This window comes from Demequina sp. NBRC 110052 (genome assembly GCF_002090075.1).
GTDB lineage: Bacteria > Actinomycetota > Actinomycetes > Actinomycetales > Demequinaceae > Demequina.
Genome location: NZ_BBRI01000002.1, coordinates 1,531,401 through 1,548,474, shown reverse-complemented (window position 1 = coordinate 1,548,474; position 17,074 = coordinate 1,531,401). Strand labels below are relative to the sequence as shown.

At 65.6% G+C, this 17,074-nt stretch carries 16 protein-coding genes; 10 read left to right on the top strand and 6 right to left on the bottom strand.

Annotation, left to right across the window (positions count from 1 at the left end; translation table 11 throughout):
• Nucleotides 1-106: 106 nt before the first annotated feature.
• The 4 genes from B7K21_RS07475 (at nt 107) to B7K21_RS12450 (ending at nt 4,411) form a co-directional block, all read left to right on the top strand.
• Nucleotides 107-1,294: an ABC-three component system protein gene (locus B7K21_RS07475; RefSeq protein ID WP_144016093.1), complete on the top strand. Its 1,188-nt coding sequence runs from the start codon at nt 107-109 to the stop codon at nt 1,292-1,294.
• Complete coding sequence (locus B7K21_RS12925; RefSeq protein ID WP_373994280.1) at nt 1,291-1,782, top strand: three component ABC system middle component; 492 nt, start codon at nt 1,291-1,293, stop codon at nt 1,780-1,782. Before B7K21_RS07475 ends, B7K21_RS12925 begins: the two co-directional genes overlap by 4 nt.
• Nucleotides 1,782-3,734, top strand: coding sequence for a DUF3732 domain-containing protein (locus B7K21_RS07470; RefSeq protein ID WP_084074734.1), 1,953 nt, complete (start codon nt 1,782-1,784; stop codon nt 3,732-3,734). Before B7K21_RS12925 ends, B7K21_RS07470 begins: the two co-directional genes overlap by 1 nt.
• Before the next feature lie 470 nt (nt 3,735-4,204).
• Complete coding sequence (locus B7K21_RS12450; protein WP_144016092.1) at nt 4,205-4,411, top strand: hypothetical protein; 207 nt, start codon at nt 4,205-4,207, stop codon at nt 4,409-4,411.
• Nucleotides 4,412-4,496: 85 nt separating this feature from the next.
• On the opposite strand, the gene B7K21_RS07465 is transcribed toward B7K21_RS12450, so the two are convergent.
• A complete protein-coding gene (locus B7K21_RS07465; protein WP_084074733.1) occupies nt 4,497-4,724 on the bottom strand; it encodes a hypothetical protein in 228 nt (75 codons plus the stop codon).
• 132 nt (nt 4,725-4,856) lie between these two features.
• Here B7K21_RS07465 and B7K21_RS07460 point away from each other — a divergent pair, with 132 nt between their 5' ends.
• The 5 genes from B7K21_RS07460 to B7K21_RS07440 all read left to right on the top strand — a co-directional run bounded on the left by B7K21_RS07460 (nt 4,857) and on the right by B7K21_RS07440 (nt 9,120).
• Nucleotides 4,857-5,279, top strand: a complete 423-nt coding sequence (locus tag B7K21_RS07460; RefSeq protein WP_084074732.1) for an HIT family protein — start codon at nt 4,857-4,859, stop codon at nt 5,277-5,279.
• 73 nt (nt 5,280-5,352) lie between these two features.
• A complete protein-coding gene (locus B7K21_RS07455; RefSeq protein ID WP_084074731.1) occupies nt 5,353-5,778 on the top strand; it encodes an NUDIX hydrolase in 426 nt (141 codons plus the stop codon).
• 199 nt (nt 5,779-5,977) lie between these two features.
• Complete coding sequence (locus B7K21_RS07450; protein WP_084074730.1) at nt 5,978-6,793, top strand: AraC family transcriptional regulator; 816 nt, start codon at nt 5,978-5,980, stop codon at nt 6,791-6,793.
• Nucleotides 6,794-6,871: 78 nt separating this feature from the next.
• On the top strand, nt 6,872-7,489 hold the full coding sequence (locus tag B7K21_RS07445) for a LysE family translocator (RefSeq protein WP_084074729.1): 618 nt from the start codon (nt 6,872-6,874) through the stop codon (nt 7,487-7,489).
• Between the two features lie 107 nt (nt 7,490-7,596).
• Nucleotides 7,597-9,120, top strand: a complete 1,524-nt coding sequence (locus B7K21_RS07440; protein WP_084074728.1) for an alpha-N-arabinofuranosidase — start codon at nt 7,597-7,599, stop codon at nt 9,118-9,120.
• A 36-nt stretch (nt 9,121-9,156) separates the two neighbouring features.
• On the opposite strand, the gene B7K21_RS07435 is transcribed toward B7K21_RS07440, so the two are convergent.
• The 5 genes from B7K21_RS07435 to B7K21_RS07415 all read right to left on the bottom strand — a co-directional run bounded on the left by B7K21_RS07435 (nt 9,157) and on the right by B7K21_RS07415 (nt 15,859).
• Nucleotides 9,157-10,182 carry a LacI family DNA-binding transcriptional regulator gene (locus B7K21_RS07435; protein WP_084074727.1) on the bottom strand — a complete coding sequence of 342 codons (1,026 nt, stop codon included), beginning with the start codon at nt 10,180-10,182 and terminating at the stop codon, nt 9,157-9,159.
• 85 nt (nt 10,183-10,267) lie between these two features.
• Nucleotides 10,268-12,553: a glycoside hydrolase family 3 N-terminal domain-containing protein gene (locus B7K21_RS07430; protein ID WP_084074840.1), complete on the bottom strand. Its 2,286-nt coding sequence runs from the start codon at nt 12,551-12,553 to the stop codon at nt 10,268-10,270.
• Between the two features lie 107 nt (nt 12,554-12,660).
• Nucleotides 12,661-13,536 carry a carbohydrate ABC transporter permease gene (locus tag B7K21_RS07425; protein ID WP_084074726.1) on the bottom strand — a complete coding sequence of 292 codons (876 nt, stop codon included), beginning with the start codon at nt 13,534-13,536 and terminating at the stop codon, nt 12,661-12,663.
• The gene (locus B7K21_RS07420; RefSeq protein ID WP_084074725.1) at nt 13,536-14,552 is read right to left on the bottom strand and encodes a carbohydrate ABC transporter permease; all 1,017 of its coding nucleotides are present in this window, start codon (nt 14,550-14,552) and stop codon (nt 13,536-13,538) included. The genes B7K21_RS07425 and B7K21_RS07420 overlap by 1 nt, the downstream gene beginning before the upstream one ends.
• Before the next feature lie 14 nt (nt 14,553-14,566).
• Complete coding sequence (locus B7K21_RS07415; protein ID WP_084074724.1) at nt 14,567-15,859, bottom strand: extracellular solute-binding protein; 1,293 nt, start codon at nt 15,857-15,859, stop codon at nt 14,567-14,569.
• Nucleotides 15,860-16,054: 195 nt separating this feature from the next.
• Between B7K21_RS07415 and B7K21_RS07410 the strand changes: the two genes are divergently transcribed.
• Nucleotides 16,055-17,053, top strand: a complete 999-nt coding sequence (locus B7K21_RS07410; RefSeq protein WP_084074723.1) for a LacI family DNA-binding transcriptional regulator — start codon at nt 16,055-16,057, stop codon at nt 17,051-17,053.
• The last annotated feature ends 21 nt before the right edge of the window (nt 17,054-17,074 follow it).

Below are 17,074 nucleotides of genomic sequence, written 5' to 3'. Positions count from 1 at the left end.
CCGGCCTTGCGCCAAACCCTCAACCATTCCGAGTGGCTATATTGGGCACGAACGGTGGCGTTTAAAATGGCGGCCGACGTATTGCGCAGATTCCTGGGGGAGTTCAGTGAGCAAGTTTGATGCGTCCGCCTCCGCCGTCGGGCACCTCCACCAACTGCACTGGGCGCTGCTCGAACTGCTCCGCGCCGGCAGGAAAGACAAGGCAATACGAGTCTCCCTTGAGACCTATGACGACGTCGCACTGCTTCGCGCGGACGGGACTCTCGACACGGCCGAACAAGTGAAGCATCACCAAGGCGATTCAACGCTCACCGATGGAAGCCCGGATCTTTGGAAGACGCTCCGCGTGTGGCTAGAGACACCAAGCCTCAAGGATGTGTCGGGCCCGCGGCTCTACCTTCTCACTACCGCGTCCGCCAGCGAGGGCTCCGCAGTCTCGTTCCTCACAACCGAGGACCACGAACCACAAGCTGCGAGCGAATTGCTCACGAGCCTGGCCGAGACTCTCACGGCCGAGGAGACCAAGAAGGGCCGCGAGGCCTGGCTGGCCGCCACACCGGCAGAGCGACTCGGCGTATTGCAGCGCGTCACTATCGTCACCGACGCGCCCCATGCTTCCGAGACCGATCAACTCCTCAGAGAAGAGCTCGCGACAGCTGTACGGGACGAGCATGCTGACCTGCTGATTGAACGACTCATGGGATGGTGGCACCGCATCACCTTCAAGGTGCTGCTCGCAGCGGACGTCGAAACGATCTCCGCAGGCATGCTCTACAACCAGATCTACTCGCTACGCGATGAGTTCCTGGCCGATGCACTGCCCGTCGACCTGTCACTGGCAGACGTCGAAGACGAGATCATTGAGGGGCTTCGCAGCAGGCCATTCGTCGCACAACTCGGGTGGGTCAAAGTTCACGGACACAACCTGAGAAAGGCCATCGTCAACTACCACCGGGCATACGCACAAACGTCAAAGTGGGTGCAGGACGGCGATCTCGTTGAAGAAGACCTTACGAAATTCGAGCGAGATCTCATTGATGAGTGGGAGATCCAGTTCGAGAACATGTGCGACCAACTCGAACTCGACGGCGAGCTCACTGAACGTGACAAGGTGCAAGCCGGTCGCGAGTTGTTCAATTCACTCTATGACGCGAACGTCGTAAGAATCCGAGCGACATTCGCCGAGAACTTCCTGACAAATGGCTCCCGCCACATTCTAGCGGACCGTGGAGACATCGGTTGGCATCCGGACTTCAAGGCGAAACTTGAAGCACTTCTCGGAGTATCCGCATGACAGCACTCCTTGCGTGGAACATTCGCCCACCACTGACCGCCACCATGATCAACCCTGCGCTGGTAGGAGCGGCAATCGCCTGGTGCGCGGCTCGATACCACCAGGAAGCGTCACACGCGATGCCATGGGAGCTCTGCTATCTCGTCCCCCCGTTGGTTCTCCACCGCGAGACCCGCCAAGGCTTGGCTCACGTCTCAAAGACTCACTTGGCGTCATGGGTGGGGAATCACCCGACGGAACTGGTCACGTTCGCAGACCGTACGCACCGCTTTCGCCCCCATGTCGACGAGGGACTGCGATTTGCATTGCGCACGGAGATCCTCGCTATCGCGGACGGACACCTTGTAGCCAACATTCCAACTGGCACTAAAGTAGGTGCGAATACGGAATTGGCCGAGATTCTCCGCTCATCCGCCAGTCTTGGCGGAATGCTCGGCCGTGCAGGTACGAGCACTAACATCTACACCATTTTCGGAGTGTCGCCCTAGTGCAGATCATCAGCGTAAGCATCTACAGTCACGAGGGTGAAGAGCGGTCGGTCAAGTTCACACCCGGCGCGCTGAATATCGTGACGGGGGATTCGAAGACTGGCAAGAGCGCCCTCATCAGCATCGTCGACTACTGCCTCGGGCGGAAGAAGTCCTCAATACCCCAGACAGAACCGTTCAAGAAGATCTCCTGGTACGCCCTACTCGTCCAATTCCAGGACGGCAGTCGCGCCATAGCCGCAAGGGAAGCGCCCGTGGCAGGTCACACCAGTAGCCGGGCGATGCTGGAGTTCGGTGGCCCCGCGCTTGAACCGCCGCTTCACGCAGACCTCCATCTAAACAGCGATACTGCCAGCCTCCGAGCCCACCTTGGGGCACGAATGGGCCTCGCAGATGTACGCCTGGAGTCGGGCGAAGAGTCAACGCGACCATCCGTGGCCATCACCCTCGGCCACGCTGTCCCGCTCACACTTCAGGAACAGCATGAGATCGACAGCAAGAGCATCCTCTTCCACCGCCAGAACGAGCGAGGTATTCAAGCCGGCCTCAGAGACAGCCTGCCCTTCTTCCTCGGAGCAGTTGACGGGCAGCAGGCAGCGAAGAGGAGCCAACTGCGCGAAGCCCGATCTCAGTTAAGGCGAATCGAAGTCTCCATCGGGGCGGCCGAGGAAGAGAGAAAGGGGTGGGAGCAAGAGTTGCGGGAGCTTCTAGCAGAAGCCCGATCCGTTCAACTAGTCGAAGGCCTCACCGACGATTCCGATCCACTCACTGTGCTCAACAGGATCCGGTTCGATAGGAGCCGCAAAGTCGTTGCCGAGGACGCGGACATCAGCCTGCACGACGAGCGACGCGCGAAGGAAGGACACCGTTCGGAGTTGTCGAACGAACTACGTTCGCTCATCACGCACAGAGACTTGCTCCTGGACGAGCGGGACGGCGAGGACGGATACGACAGTTCTCTGGATGCCCAAGCCGGGAGGCTTGCGGTAATCGGTCTCATGCCGGCAGACCACGGAGACAGCAACGCATGTCCCATTTGTGCTCAGCCGCTGGAGCGCGCCGATCCCACCGTTGCACAGATGTCAGAACGCCTCACGCGCTTGAAGGCGGAATTGCACGAGGTATCGAGCCGCCGAACCCGTACGCAGAAGGCAGTCGGCAACATCGACGCCAAGATCAAAGAAATTCGACGCGAACTGAACATCATCGACGCGTGGCTGACTACGAACGCCACCGTCGACCGTAGCGAATCGCTTGAGGCGAGCCAGGAGTTCGTACGCGGCCGAGTCGATGCGATCCTGAGTCGCTTGAAAGCGTTCAATGACGAGGGTCTAGCGGAACTGGCTCGCCAGCGCTCCTCTGCTGCCGCCACGGTGAAGGCACTTGAGGGCGAACTCAATGCAGGAAGCGTGCGCGAACAACTGCTCTCAAGGTTGAATGCCCTGAGCGTCATGCTCGAAAGATACGCGCGGGACCTGAACCTAGAGCAAGCGGATGATCCGATCCGACTTGACGTAGAGGACCTGACTATCGTCGTCGACACCAGCTCGGGGCCTCTGCCTCTTGAGAACATCGGGAGCGGCGAGAACTGGGTCGGCTATCACGTTGCCACGCATCTGGCGCTGCATGAGTTCTTCATTGACCAGCAGCGCCCGGTGCCCCGCTTCCTCATGATCGATCAGCCCAGCAAAGCGCACTTTCAGTCTGACTCGCCGCACGACAAGGCTGATCCTGACCGAGAGACCGTGCGCAACATGTTCAAGCAGTTCGCTCGCTACGCCGGGGACAAGGGCGACGCCTTCCAGCTCATCGTCATCGACCACGCGAACTACAAGGACCCATGGTTCCAGGATGCGGTCGCACACAATTGGCGAGAAGGAGAAGTCCTCATCCCAGAGTCATGGCCGCAGCCGAAGAAGGCCACAGCGACAGTAGACGCCGACGACAAGTAGGACCGTCACGCACAATCTTCACCGCCCCTCAAGCAGGTGAGCGCTCAGAGGCTCGGATCTCTCGGCCGTCATAGTGGCTCGTAGATGGCTTCTCAAGGTTATTGCTGAGATGTAGCGTCGCGGTGAGTGGCGGCTCCACGCACACTTCGTGCGTGACACATCCCAGCACAACGCCGACCAAGGATGCGAACTGACAGCCGCTCTCGGCTGTCACCCTCCGTTGGCAACGGACGCCCGTTCATCAGGGTGGTCACGCCGGTCTGGTACGTGCTGCAGTGCAGCGACTGCAATCCGCACGCCCGCACTGTTCACGAAGCTCCCGTGCCTCGCGCGACTCTCCGGGTAGACGCAGGCGGGCTTGGCGGACGCTGTCGGGCTCACTTCTCAACCCGGGAGCCTACGCAGGGAATTGCGCATGACGGCCAGATGAACTGGTGCGCCAGAACTCACGCGTGGCTAGGCTCATTCGCGTGGAAGGCACCGAGGCACCTGAGGACACGAGCGCGTTTCGGTCGCGCTGGTCGATCGTGCTGCATTCGAGGATCGTCTGGTTCGTCGCTGTTCTTGCGGCGCTGTCACTAGCTGGAATTGGCGTGTGGTGGTGGTCTATCACCCAGCCTGAGCCAGATGCCTTCCGAGTCGACGTCAGCGTCGCAGTAGTCGAGCAAGCGACTTAGTCGAGCCCCTAGGTTTGGCAGCGAGTCGATTCGCAACAAGTAAACTTCGCGGCGTCGCTCACGCGGCGCGTAGGCGACGAGCGGCCTATCGCGCGAAGAAGTACCACCACACGATCGGCAGCCATGTGAGGGCGGTGAACGCCAGCCCGAAGACTGCGAACCCTCGACCCCGGTAGTAGTCATCGCGGACTTGCATGAGCCCTACCGTCGAGAAGCCGATCGCGAGCGGAAACAGACCAAGAATCGCCGCGACTGCACCGATCACGGCAGACCGAGAGAGCGGCATCCGGCGCGGAAGTGCAGACGTGGTCATGGAAGACACTGTAGCCACGCCACCCAGAACGCGAGTCGAGTTGACCTTTGGGGGCTGGATCAGGGGCCAGCGGGATTGGCTGACTCGTTTTACACCCCACGAGGCTGTCGCACTCTTCGGCATAGTGGTGCCATGCCCGACCAACCGTGCGTGTTCTGCCGAATCATCTCCCGCGAACTGCCTTCTAGCGTCGTGTACGAGGATGAGACCGTGCTGGCGTTCATGGACATTCAGCCCGCAACCCCAGGCCACGCACTCGTCGTGCCAAAGCGCCACTCCCCAGGACTGGAGGACGTGAACGAATCGGACGGCGCGGCGATGTTTATGGCGGCGCAGCGAGTCGCCGCAGCAATCCGACGTTCGACAATCCCGTGTGAAGGCGTCAACCTCTTTTTCGCCGATGGAGAAGCTGCCCTCCAGGAAGTCTTCCACGCCCACCTGCATGTGATCCCGCGGAACCCACAAGACGGATTCCGTATCGAAGCCAAGTGGAGCGAGCCGCCCCGAGATGTCCTTGACGCACGCGCTGTTGAAGTCAGCGCCAACCTGCTCTAGACCGGGCTGATTGGCCACTAGCAGGCTTTTCAAATCACCTGTCGCCACGGCCGATGCGCTTACCATCGAGAGCATGGCCGCAACTCGGAACATCTCAGTTGGCCTCCCCGTGCGCGCCGGTCACGTCTTGGTGATCGAAGGCCATGACAGCACCAAGGCCGAGTCGTACTACCGGGCAATTGGCGGCGGCATCGAGTTCGGCGAAACGGCAGAGGCTGCACTGAGGCGGGAGTTCCGAGAGGAGCTTGATGTCACGCTGGGCAACGTCACGCTGCTGGGCGTCATCGAGAACATCTTCGAGTACGAGGGGCATCCCGGACACGAGATAGCGCACGTCTTTGCCCTTGACTCCGACGACTTCAAAGCCTTGCCGGACGACGCAGACTTGCGGGTTCTCGATGAAGGCAGCACTGTCCGATGGGTGCCCCTGGATGCGGCGCACGCACCGCTGTACCCCGCTGGCGTTCGTGACCTGCTCACAGACAGAGGCCTCGGCTGATCCCCGGCAGCTTGCTTCCCTATACCTCGCAATACCGGGTCGATTGACAACTAGCAGCCTTGCCTGCCAGCGTGTCATCTCGTGCTGCGACCGGCCCAGGCACCTCACGTGCTGCAGGCTCTTCACGAAATTTGGCCGCACCGGACGCCCCACCGTCTCCACCGGATGCAAGGCGGGGGTGCGGGATACGATCGCGCGCATGGGAGCGAAGGCGGACGGTGCGGTGCGCGCGCCCGAGTTCTGGCATGACTCACGCTTTCCGCAGCTCGAGTCTCGGCGGTCGTGCCGCCGGAACTCGTGCTACCGCCCGCACACGCATGAGCGTTTCGCGATCGGGCTGATCGACGAGGGGTCGAGCGTCTTCGTCGGGAGGTCGGGTGCACCCGTGCCGCTCGGCGTTGGCGACGTGGTGCTGATACCCGCTGGACACGTTCACTCCTGCAATCCGGTGGAGGGCGAGTGGACGTATCAGATGATGCTCATCGAACCGCAGTGGCTTCGCACGCACGTGTGGTCCGGCCGTTCTGGTTTCGAGTCTGCGATTCAGGTCTACCGGGCAGGGGACGCGCGGCGAGTCTTCGACGACGCGAACTCGGCGCTGTTTGCGCGACCCTCCGGACTGGAAGAGTTCACGGTCCTGCTGCGCCGCGCATTCGATGCCTTGGGCGGGGCGGAGGTGCAGCATGCGGAGGCGGTGGGGGCCACGTTCCTCGGGGACTCGCTGCGACCGGTGCTGGAGGTGCTAGCGGAACAGCCGGACGATCCTCGCTTGGATGATCTCGCCGCTGCGGCAGGGATGGACCGCTACCAGTTGATACGAGCGGTGAAGAAGGCGACGGGGCTGACGCCCATCGCATGGCGCAACAACGCGCGGGTGATTCGGGCGCGGGCGATGCTGCGTGGGGGCGAGCCGATCGCGTCGGTGGCGCACGCGCTCGGGTTCGCGGATCAGAGCCACCTCCATCGAGTGTTCCGCGCGCACGTGGCGAGCACGCCAGGTGAATACATCCGCTGACGCAATATCGTTCAAGACTGTCCGCGCTGGCCGGCGCGATCATCGTGAGAGTCCCCCGGTCTCACGAATGAAAGCCAGATGGATCAGTTCCTCGCCGTCGCGCTCGCGCACTTCCTCGCCTTGATCATCCCTGGCGTCGACTTCTTCCTGATCGTACGGACCGCGGCCGCGCGGGGTTGGCGCAGCGCCAGCGGCGTGTGCGTCGGAATCGCGATGGCCAACGGCGCGTTCATCGTCGCCGCGTTCGGTGGCCTCGGTGCGATCCAGAGCCCGGTCGTGCTCTCCTGGATAGAACTCGTGGGAGGCGCATTCCTGCTGTGGATGGGGGTGTCGTTCTGGCGGACTCGGGTGTCGCTGACTCTCGGGCACGTCGACGTAACCGGCGGGATGTCCTGGGTGAGGCACCTGGGAATGGGTGCCGCCTCGGGCCTTCTCAACCCCAAGAACCTTCTGTTCTATGTGAGCTTGGCGGCGGTGGTGTCCAACGCATCGGCCGGGTGGCTCGTCGTCTACGGCACGTGGATGTTCCTGGTGGTGCTGGGGTGGGATCTGTTCGTCGCGCTGGTGATGGGATCTGATCGAAGCCGCGCGCGGCTCGCGGGGGCGCTGCCCGTCATCACAAGGGCGGCTGCGGTGGTGGTGGCGCTGTTCGGGATCGGCGCGATCGTCGCATCGGTGACATCCCTGGTGTCGTAGTCGCGGCCAGGTCCCCGGCGGTGGAGCGAACACGGCCGGCCGGAGAGTGCCCACCGTCGGCTCTGCTGGTGTATCGTTAAACCTGGTCGAGTCAACGAGGAGTCACCATGAGCCAGGCCAGGATCGCCATCAGCGCCGACGTCGCGCGCGCACAGATCAGCAAGCACCTCTACGGGCACTTCGCCGAGCACCTCGGCAGGTGCATCTACGGCGGGTTCTGGGTCGGGGAGGATTCCGACCTGCCGCACGTGGACGGCATCCGCGCCGACGTGGTCGAGGCGCTGCGCAACCTCGAGGTTCCGAACCTGCGCTGGCCCGGCGGATGCTTCGCCGACGAGTACCACTGGCGCGACGGCATCGGTCCGCGCGAGCAGCGGCCCACGATGGTCAACTCCCACTGGGGCGACGTGGTCGAGGACAACAGCTTCGGCACGCACGAGTTCATGCGCCTGTGCGAGCTCCTGGGCGCCGCACCGTACGTCAACGGCAACCTCGGCAGCGGCACCGTCCGCGAGATGGGCGAGTGGCTCGAGTACCTCACGCGCTCCGACGACAGCCCCATGGCACGCCTCCGCCGCGAGAACGGTCGCGACGAGCCGTGGCCGGTGCCGTTCTGGGGTCTCGGCAACGAGGCGTGGGGCTGCGGCGGCAACATGCGCCCGCAGGCCTACGCGGACGAGGCCCGACGCTACGCCACCTTCTGCAAGAACCACGGCGACAACAAGGTGGCCCGCATCGCTGCCGGCGGCTCCGACGACGACCTGTCGTGGACCCGCGCGCTGATGGAGGCGGTGGCCTGCGTCGACTGCCAGGCCTCGCCGGAATCACCCATCTTCCAGGGCGTCTCGTTCCACTACTACACTTACGCCTCGCAAGGCATCAACACGGAGTCCGCCACCGAGTTCTCCACCTCGGACTACCTGCGCACGATGGTGCGGGCGACCGGGATCGAGAGCGCCATCCGCGCGCACGTGGCCGTCATGGACAGCTACGACCCCGAGGGCAAGGTCGACCTCGTGTGCGACGAGTGGGGCACCTGGTGGCTGCCCGAGCCCGGCACCAATCCCGGGTTCCTGCACCAGCAGAACACGCTGCGCGATGCGCTCGTCGCGGGCGTCCACTTCGACGCGTTCCACGCGCACGCGCGACGACTCCGCATGGCGAACATCGCGCAGACCGTCAACGTGCTCCAGGCGATGCTGCTCACGGGCGACGACGGCTCCATGGTCCTGACCCCGACGTACCACGTGTTCGAGATGAACAAGGGTCACCAGGACGGGACGAGCGTGGACGCGTCGATCCTGGAGGCGCCGAGCCTCGACGTCGACGGCCACGCGCTGCGCGCCCTGTCAGCGTCCGCGTCGACCAAGGACGGCCAGCTCCTCATCTCACTGTCGCACCTCGACCCGGATCAGGAGATGGAGGTCACCCTCGACGTGCGTGGCGCCGGCGTGACCGGCGCCACCGGCCGCGTGCTCGCGGCGTCGTCGATCGCGGCCCACAACACGCCTCAGACGCCCGACGCCGTGGCGCCGCGGGACCTCGACGTGACCGTGGACCAGCGCATCCTTCGCGTCACGATGCCGCCCCACTCGTTCGCGACCGTGAGCGTGGCCCTGGACCACGCCTAGCCTCTGCGCGGCTCGACGCCTGGCGCGTCCCTGCGCCTAGCGTCGAGTCGTGCCGCGGTGCGTCACCGTCGTGCTCACGACCACGTGCTCCGGGGCGAACTCCGCATCGGCGATGTGACCCAGCAGCAGCCGCACCGCCGCATCGGCCGCCGCGGCATTGTCGGGAGTCACACTCGACAGCGCCGGAACCGCGAGGCGACCCATCGCAGTGTCATCCCATCCGATGATCTGGAGTTCCTCGGGCACCCGGATTCCTCGCGCCGCCGCCGCCGCCAGCGCGCCCAACGCGAGCGAGTCGGTCACGCACAGCATCGCGTCAATGCTGACGCCCGCGTCCCACAGGGCCGAGGCCGCGGCATAGCCGTCCTCGGGGCGCGCGCCCGTCGGGATCACGTTGCCAGCATCACGTCCGACGCCGGCCTCAGCGAGCGCATCCTGGAACCCGGCCGCGCGGTCGGTGGACATGCCGTCCTCATCGCCCACCGCGCCACCGAGCAGCGCGATGTTGCGCGCCCCACGGCTCCACAGGTCCATGGTCGCCTGGCGTGCGCCGGCCCGATTGTCCATGCGGACCTGCGAGAACCGAGCGGGCACGGTGCGCTCGCCGAGGATGACGAGGGGACTGCGTGGGTGAAGCCTGTCGAGCACTGCGGCATCACCGGCCGCAGCCGCGAGCACGACGCCGTCGTAAGACATCAGGCGAGAGTCATCGAGCACCGCGAGCTCGCCCGTGAGCGCGCCCTTGGTCGACTCGACGACCAGCCGCAGATCCCGGGCCTCGAAGCGGTCCGCGAGGCGCTGCGCGACCTCGCCGTAGTACAGGTCGTCCAGCGTCGGCACGGCGAGCGCCACCGTTCCCGTCCGGCCCAGGCGGAGGGCGCGCGCGGGCAGGTTGACGCGGTAGCCCAGCTCGGCGATGACGTCCTGGACGCGCTCGCGGATCTCGGGGCTCACGCGCGCAACCTTGCCGTTGATCACGTTGGAGACCGTCATCACCGAGACGCCCGCGTGACGAGCGACGTCGCTCATCGTGGGAGGCGTGGCATCACTGGTGCGAGGCATGGGTCAATCATGGCGCGGCCACGACACGCTCGAGGCCCGACGCCGCCGGTGGGCGCGACGTCGGGCCTCGAGCGAGCCTGAGCACTTACGCGGAGACGGACCCCACGCCTGCGGCGTGCAGCGCTTCGTCGGCGCCCCTGCTCGCGTCGCCGGCGACGTCCGCGGAGATCCGGACCGCCGTGAGGCGGCGCGACTCGACCGTCGGCGCGAACACGTCGCCAGCGAGCGTCGTGGACACCTCGGTCTCACGCTCCTCACAGTGCGCTCCGACCCACAGCTCCAGCGGACCCGGCTCGACGGTGCGGACCGCACGCATGTCGCTGGCCGCGAGGCGAGCCGCGGGGACGTCGAACGTCACCGTCGCCGCGGCGCCCGGCTCGAGCGCGACGCGGGCATAGCCCACGAGCTGCGCGACCGGGCGGGTCGTGGACCGGTACGGCAGGTGCGCATAGAGCTGAACCACATCCGTGCCGGCACGCTCGCCGGTGTTCCGCACCACAACGCTCGCCTGCACGCCGTCCGAAGTGGTCACGGCTCCATCGAGCCTGAGCGACTCGCGCACGAACGACGTGTAGCTGAGGCCGAAGCCGAACGGACGCACCGGCGTGGAGTCGGCCGACGTGATCTCTGACGACCCTCCCAGCGGCGGGTGGAGGTAGCCGTAGGGCTGGGCGCCAGCCGAGCGCGGAAGGGACATCGGGAGGCGCCCCGAAGGGGCCTCGTCGCCCGCCACGATCGCAGCCACGGCCGTCGCTCCGGCCTCGCCGGGGAAGAAGGACTGCAGCACGGCCGCAGGCGCCTCCGATCCCTCCAGCGCCCAGGCGAGGTCGTAAGGACGACCGCTGAGGACCACCATGACGACCGGCGTGCCGGTGGCCACAAGTCGCTCGACCAGGTGTCGCTGCTGACCGGGCAGGTCGAGCGACTCGGCGTCGTTTCCTTCACCCACGGTGCCGCGCCCGAAGAGGCCCGCGCGGTCTCCGACCGCGACGACCGCCACGTCGGCGCCTTCCGCCGCCGCCACGGCCTCGTCGATGCCCGAGAGGTCGTCGCCCTCGACGTCGCAGCCGCGCGCGGACACGATCGCCGATGCGGCGAAGCGCTCGGTGATGCTGGTGACGAGATCGGGGGCCTGGATTCCGATCGGCACGTCCGGGTGGCTCGCCATCACATGGTTCGCGAACGAGTAGCAGCCCATCAGCGCCTCGTGACCGAAGGCGTTCGGGCCGACGACGGCGATGGTCGAGGGCTTGGCGAGCGGCAGGGTGCCGTCGTTGCTGAGCAGCACCACGGACTCGGTCGCGAGCGCGAGTGCAATCTCTCGCGCCTCCTCGCCGTCGAGGTCCACATCCGTGGGAGCCTCATCGAAGGTCTCGTCGAGAAGCCCGAGCTCCTCCTTCTGGGTGAGCGCCCTCGCCGCGGCGAGGTCGATCAGCGCGGCGAGCTCCTCGTCGGGCTCGCCGATCTCCAGCAGCACGTCGGCGTCGGGCAGCTCGATGTCGATGCCGGCCCGCAGCGCGATGCGTGCGGCGTCGGCCTTCGAGGCGGCGACCTTGTGCATGCTGTGCAGGAACGCCATGGAGAAGTAGTCGGCGACCACGGTGCCGTCGAATCCCCACGTATCGCGCAGCAGATCGGTCAGGAGCTCTCGGTTCGAGGCCGTGGCCACGCCGTCGATCTCCGCGTAGGAGTTCATGACCGAACGTGCACCGCCGTCGAGCAGTGCCATCTCGAACGGCACGAGGAAGACGTCGTTGAGCTCACGCGGTCCCGCGTGGACCGGCGCGTGGTTGCGGCCGGCCTGCGAGCCCGAGTAGCCCACGAAGTGCTTCAGGGTCGCCACGATCCCGGCGGACTGAAGGCCGCGCACGTACGCGCTGCCGACCGACCCGACCAGGTACGGATCCTCGCTGATGCACTCCTCGACGCGCCCCCAGCGCGCGTCGCGGACGACGTCGAGCACGGGGGCGAGTCCCTGGTGGATCCCGAGCTCGCGCATCGACGTGCCGATCGAGGTCGCCATGCGCTCCACGAGCGCGTCGTCGAACGAGGCTCCCCACGACGGCGGCGCAGGGAAGGTCGCAGCCTGCCACGCGGCCAGGCCTGTCAGGCACTCCTCGTGCACGAGGGCCGGGATGCCCAGCCTCGTCTCCGCCTTGAGGCGCCGCTGCTCGGCCCACAGCCACTCGGCCCGCCTGACCGGGTCTACGGGACGCGTCCCGTAGACCCGGGTCAGGTGACCGATGCCGTGCTTGGTGGCCTCGTCGTAGGCGTCCGAGGGCGCCATCGCGCCCTGCATCGGTGCGACGACATGGTCCCCGCGGTCCACCCAGTAGCCCGAGATCTGCGCGATCTTCTCGGTGGTGGTCATCTCGTCGAGCAGCGCACGGACGCGCGCGGACACGACAGGTTCAGACTTCTTGTTCAAGGCTGGTCCTTAGAACTAGATGCGACGCGTGGACCGGGGTCCCGCAGTGGTCATCCCTTCACGGCTCCGGTGAGACCGCCGACGATGCGGCGCTCGAAGAGGCTGAAGAACACGAGTGCGGGGATCATCGACAGCGACGTGAAGGCGAGCACCTTCGCCGTGTCGACCGAGTACTGGGACGCGAACGCCTGCACGCCGAGCGGCAGGGTGTAGGTGGCCTCGTTGTTGAGGATGAACAGGGGCAGCATGTAGCTGTTCCAGCTGGCGATGAACGCCAGGATCCCCACCGTCACGACTCCCGGCATGGACAGGGGGATGACCATGCGCCAGAAGAACTTCAGCCGACCGCAGCCATCCATGAACGCAGCCTCCTCGAGCTCGCGCGGAATGGTCCGCAGGAACGGCACGAGGATGATGATGGTGATGGACAGCTGGAACGCGACCTGCGGCACGATGACACCGGCGAGCGAGTTCATCAGACCGAGGCTCCGCACGAGGATGTACAGCGGCGTGATCGCCACCGTCATCGGGAACATCAGTCCTGCGGTGAAGACCGAGAACAGCGCGCCGCGACCCTTGAACTGGTAGCGAGCGAGCACGTACGCGGCCATCACGCCGAGGACCACGACGGCCAGGGTCGTGGCGACCGCAGCGATGGTCGAGTTGAGCACCTCGCGCCAGAACACATCGGAGCCGAGCACGTTGGCGTAGTTCTCGACCCGCCATTCGTTCGGGAAACCCGCCGGGTCCTGCGTGATTTCCGCGTTCGAGCGGAATCCACCGATGATGATGTAGGCGATCGGCGTGATGATCGTGCCGACGAGGGCCAGCGCGATGAAGTAGATCCCGAAGGTGGGCTTGCGCCGGATCGACTTCGCGGGGGCCTCAGCGCGGTGGCTCGGCCGGGACAGGGTGGTCGTAGACATCAGTTGTCACTCCCTCCGGTGACGGCACCGTCCGTGTCGCGACGCAGCACGAAGCGCTGGTACAGGAGTGCGACGGTCAGTGAGATGAGGAAGATCACGACGGCGACGGCATTTCCGTAGCCGTAGCTGCCGGCGTTGCGTCCCGACGACACCATGTAGGTCGCCATCGTCGAGGTGCCCGCCGTCTCCGCGACGTACTGACCCCAGACGATGTAGACCAGGTCGAAGAGCTGGAGCGAGCCGATGATCGAGAGGAACGCCCAGATGCGGATCGTCGGGCCCATGAGGGGCAGCGTGATGCGACGCTGGATCTGCCAGTAGCTGGCACCGTCGATCGCGGCCGCCTCGGTGATCTCCTCAGGGATGCCCTGCAGTCCTGCAAGGAAGAGGATGACGGCGAAGCCGATGTACTTCCAGGTGATGATCGCCATCAGAGTCCAGATGGCGAGTTCGGGGTTGGAGAGCCAGTCCTGTTGCAGGCCTTCGAGGCCGAGCTTCTCGAGCATGCCGTTGAGGGCACCGTTCGAGGCGAGGATGAGGCTCCATCCAGTACCCACGACCACCTCAGAGATGACGTAGGGCGCGAAGATGAGCACTCGTAGCGAGGACTGGAACTTCATCTTGCGGTTGAGGAGCAGCGCGAGTCCGATCGCGATGGGCCCCTGGATCACCAGGGAGAGCACCACGATGATCGCGTTGTGGCGCAGGGCGGACTGGAAGGCGTCGTCCTGCAGGATCACGATGTAGTTGCGGAGACCGACGAAGTCGGTCGCGGGCCCGTAGCCGCTCCAGCTGAAGAAGCCGTAGTAGGCGGCGATGATGACGGGCAGGATCACGAAGGTCAGGAAGACCAGCAGCGCCGGTCCTGCCAGCAGCGCGATCTCGGCGCGGATCGCCCAGCGACGGCGGCTGTGCCCGCGGGAGGGCGGGGGCGATGCCACGGCATCGCCCCCACCCAGAGCGGACTCCACCGGCGCGACGGGCGTCTTCACGGCGCTGTCGTTAGTGGGAGTCATGATGATGGAGCCGGTCAGCCCTTGAGCGCTGCGTCGTTGACCGCGTCGACGATGTCCTGCGGCGTCCCGTTGCCCGCAAGCATGTCGACCACGGCGATGTTGAGCGCGTTGCCCACGTTCTGGCCGTACATGGTGTCGAGCCAGAGCATGACGTAGGGCGCCTCCTTGTAGGACTCGAGCAGCTTGGTCAGGGCGGGGTTGTCCACCGCACCCTGTGCCTCCGAGCTGGCCGGGATCGTCTGGAAGGCGTCGGCGTAGGCCTCCTGGTTCTCCTTGGTGGAGATGAAGTCCAGGAACGTGACGCACTCGGCCGGAGCGTTGACGTGGCACGAGTAGCCGTCAGCACCGGACATCATGGCGCCGGGAGCACCGTCACCACCGTCGATCTCGGGGAACGGGAACCAGGCGAGGTCCGGAAGCGGCTCCTCGTCAGGCGTCAGCGAGGCGATGACGCCGGGGTTCCAGGCGCCCATGAGCTCCATGCCGGCCTGGTGGTTGGCGATGAGGCCGGCCGACGAACCCGCACCCTGCTGGGCAGCGGTGGTCAGGTAGCCGTTGTTGAAGGGCTCGGTCGCGGCGAACTCCTGCAGGTCCTCACCCGCACGGAGCCAGCACTCGTCGTTGAACGCACGGTCATTGGCCGCCTGGTTCATGACGTCCTGCGAGCACTCACGGAGGGCGAAGTTGTAGTACCAGTGAGCCGCGGGCCATGCGTCCTTCGCGCCGACCGCGATCGGGTCGACGCCCGATGCCTTGAGCGCTGCGACCGCGTCGTTCAGCTCGTCGAGCGTGGTCGGGGTGTCGGCGATGCCGGCGGCCTCGAAGAGGTCCTGGCTGTAGAAGAAGCCCTCAGGGAGCACCGCGGTCGGCACGCCGTAGACCTTGCCGTCAATCGTGAACGCGGAGAGCGAGGCACCCATCGCCTGATTCGTCGCGTCAGCGAGCTTGTCGGTCAGGTCCATGACCTGGCCGGCCTTGACGACGTCGGCGAGCTTGCCGCCGCCACGCGCCATGAAGATGTCCGGAGCGTCGCCCGAGTTGAGCGCGGTCTGGAGCTTGCCGTCCATGTCCTCGTTCTGGATGGACTGCACCTCGACGGTGACGTTCGGGTACGCCTCGTGGAACGCGGCGGCCATGTCCTCCCAGTACTGCATGCCGTCACCGGTCGTGGAGTTCTGCCACAGCGAAAGGGTGACTTCACCGCCACTCTCGGAAGGCGTGTCCCCAGTGTCTCCGGAGCATGCGGTGAGCAGCAATGCTCCCGCTGCAAGTGCGGTGGTCCCCGCCAAGATCTTGCGCCTGTTCATCGTGTGATGCCTACCTCTCGTCTTTGAGTGTTCGCCGCCGTCGTTGGCGTGAACTTCGGTATGGATGCCGCCAGGCGGCGTGTGCTGCTGTGACTGACTGCCGCACGGGGCAGGTCGTCTCGCACAGTTTTGGACTCGGGAACACCCGTGTCAAACGGTTTCGAAAACTGTTTTCGTTGCTTTACAGTCAGCATCATGGGTACAGGTCCGACCATCCGCGACATCGCCGCCGCGGCAGGGGTCTCCGTCGCGACGGTGTCGAAGGCTGTCAACGGTCGCTACGGCGTCGCGCCGGAGACGGCAGACCGCGTCATGCGCATCGTCGAGGAGATGGGCTACGAGTCGAGCCTCGCTGCGAGACGCATGGCAGGCATCCGCACCGGCGTCATCGGCGTGCTCGTGGCGGAGTTCGAGCCGTTCAGCGCCGAGATCCTCAAGGGCATCAGCACCGAGGCGCAGAAGCGACACTTCGACGTGCTCGCCTATTCCGGCGCGTACGGCTCCGCGTCGTCCGGCTGGGAGTCGCGCTCGCTCCGCCGGCTAGGCAGCAACCTGATCGACGGCGCCATCCTCGTCACCCCGACGGCGCACCTGGCAGAGTCCGAGATGCCGATCGTCGCCATCGACCCGCATGCGGGCCCGGCCCAGGGCGTGACGATCGAGTCGGACAGCTACGGCGGCGCGGTCACCGCGACTCGCTACCTCATCGAGCTCGGCCACCGGCGCATCGGCTTCGTGGCCGGACGGCCCGATCTGCGCTCGTCGCGGGCGCGCGACGCGGGGTATCGCCGCGCTCTCGCCGACGCGGGAATCCCGTTCGATCCGCGCCTCACCCGCACCGGCTTCTACGACCAGGAGGCGGCGCGCAGGATGGCGAACGAACTCCTCACGTCGTCGGAAAGGCCCACCGCGGTGTTCGCCGCGAACGACTTGTCCGCGATCGCGATCGGCGAGGTCGCGACCACGCTCGGCCTGGAGGTGCCTCGCGACCTCTCGATCATCGGATTCGACGATGTGCCCGAGGCCTCGCGTTGGATGCCCGCGCTGACCACCGTGAGGCAGCCGATGCGCCGCCTCGGGGAAGAGGCGGTCCAGATGCTCGCGGCGCTCATGAGCGGCGAGGAGCTCGAGGAGCCGCACACGCTTCTACAGACCCGACTGGTCGTGCGCCACACGACCGCGCCACCAGCCTGACAACCCTCAACGACGAGAGGA

Excerpts from the sequence above, each read along its gene's own strand:
- B7K21_RS07430 (WP_084074840.1), bottom strand. The coding sequence starts at position 12,553 with ATGACCACCACCGAGAAGATCGCGCAGATCTCGGGCTACTGGGTGGAC.
- B7K21_RS07410 (WP_084074723.1), top strand. The coding sequence starts at position 16,055 with ATGGGTACAGGTCCGACCATCCGCGACATCGCCGCCGCGGCAGGGGTC.
- B7K21_RS07460 (WP_084074732.1), top strand. The coding sequence starts at position 4,857 with ATGCCCGACCAACCGTGCGTGTTCTGCCGAATCATCTCCCGCGAACTG.
- B7K21_RS07425 (WP_084074726.1), bottom strand. The coding sequence starts at position 13,536 with ATGTCTACGACCACCCTGTCCCGGCCGAGCCACCGCGCTGAGGCCCCC.
- B7K21_RS07415 (WP_084074724.1), bottom strand. The coding sequence starts at position 15,859 with ATGAACAGGCGCAAGATCTTGGCGGGGACCACCGCACTTGCAGCGGGA.
- B7K21_RS07440 (WP_084074728.1), top strand. The coding sequence starts at position 7,597 with ATGAGCCAGGCCAGGATCGCCATCAGCGCCGACGTCGCGCGCGCACAG.
- B7K21_RS07435 (WP_084074727.1), bottom strand. The coding sequence starts at position 10,182 with ATGCCTCGCACCAGTGATGCCACGCCTCCCACGATGAGCGACGTCGCT.
- B7K21_RS07420 (WP_084074725.1), bottom strand. The coding sequence starts at position 14,552 with ATGACTCCCACTAACGACAGCGCCGTGAAGACGCCCGTCGCGCCGGTG.
- B7K21_RS07445 (WP_084074729.1), top strand. The coding sequence starts at position 6,872 with ATGGATCAGTTCCTCGCCGTCGCGCTCGCGCACTTCCTCGCCTTGATC.
- B7K21_RS07465 (WP_084074733.1), bottom strand. The coding sequence starts at position 4,724 with ATGACCACGTCTGCACTTCCGCGCCGGATGCCGCTCTCTCGGTCTGCC.
- B7K21_RS07455 (WP_084074731.1), top strand. The coding sequence starts at position 5,353 with ATGGCCGCAACTCGGAACATCTCAGTTGGCCTCCCCGTGCGCGCCGGT.
- B7K21_RS12925 (WP_373994280.1), top strand. The coding sequence starts at position 1,291 with ATGACAGCACTCCTTGCGTGGAACATTCGCCCACCACTGACCGCCACC.
- B7K21_RS07450 (WP_084074730.1), top strand. The coding sequence starts at position 5,978 with ATGGGAGCGAAGGCGGACGGTGCGGTGCGCGCGCCCGAGTTCTGGCAT.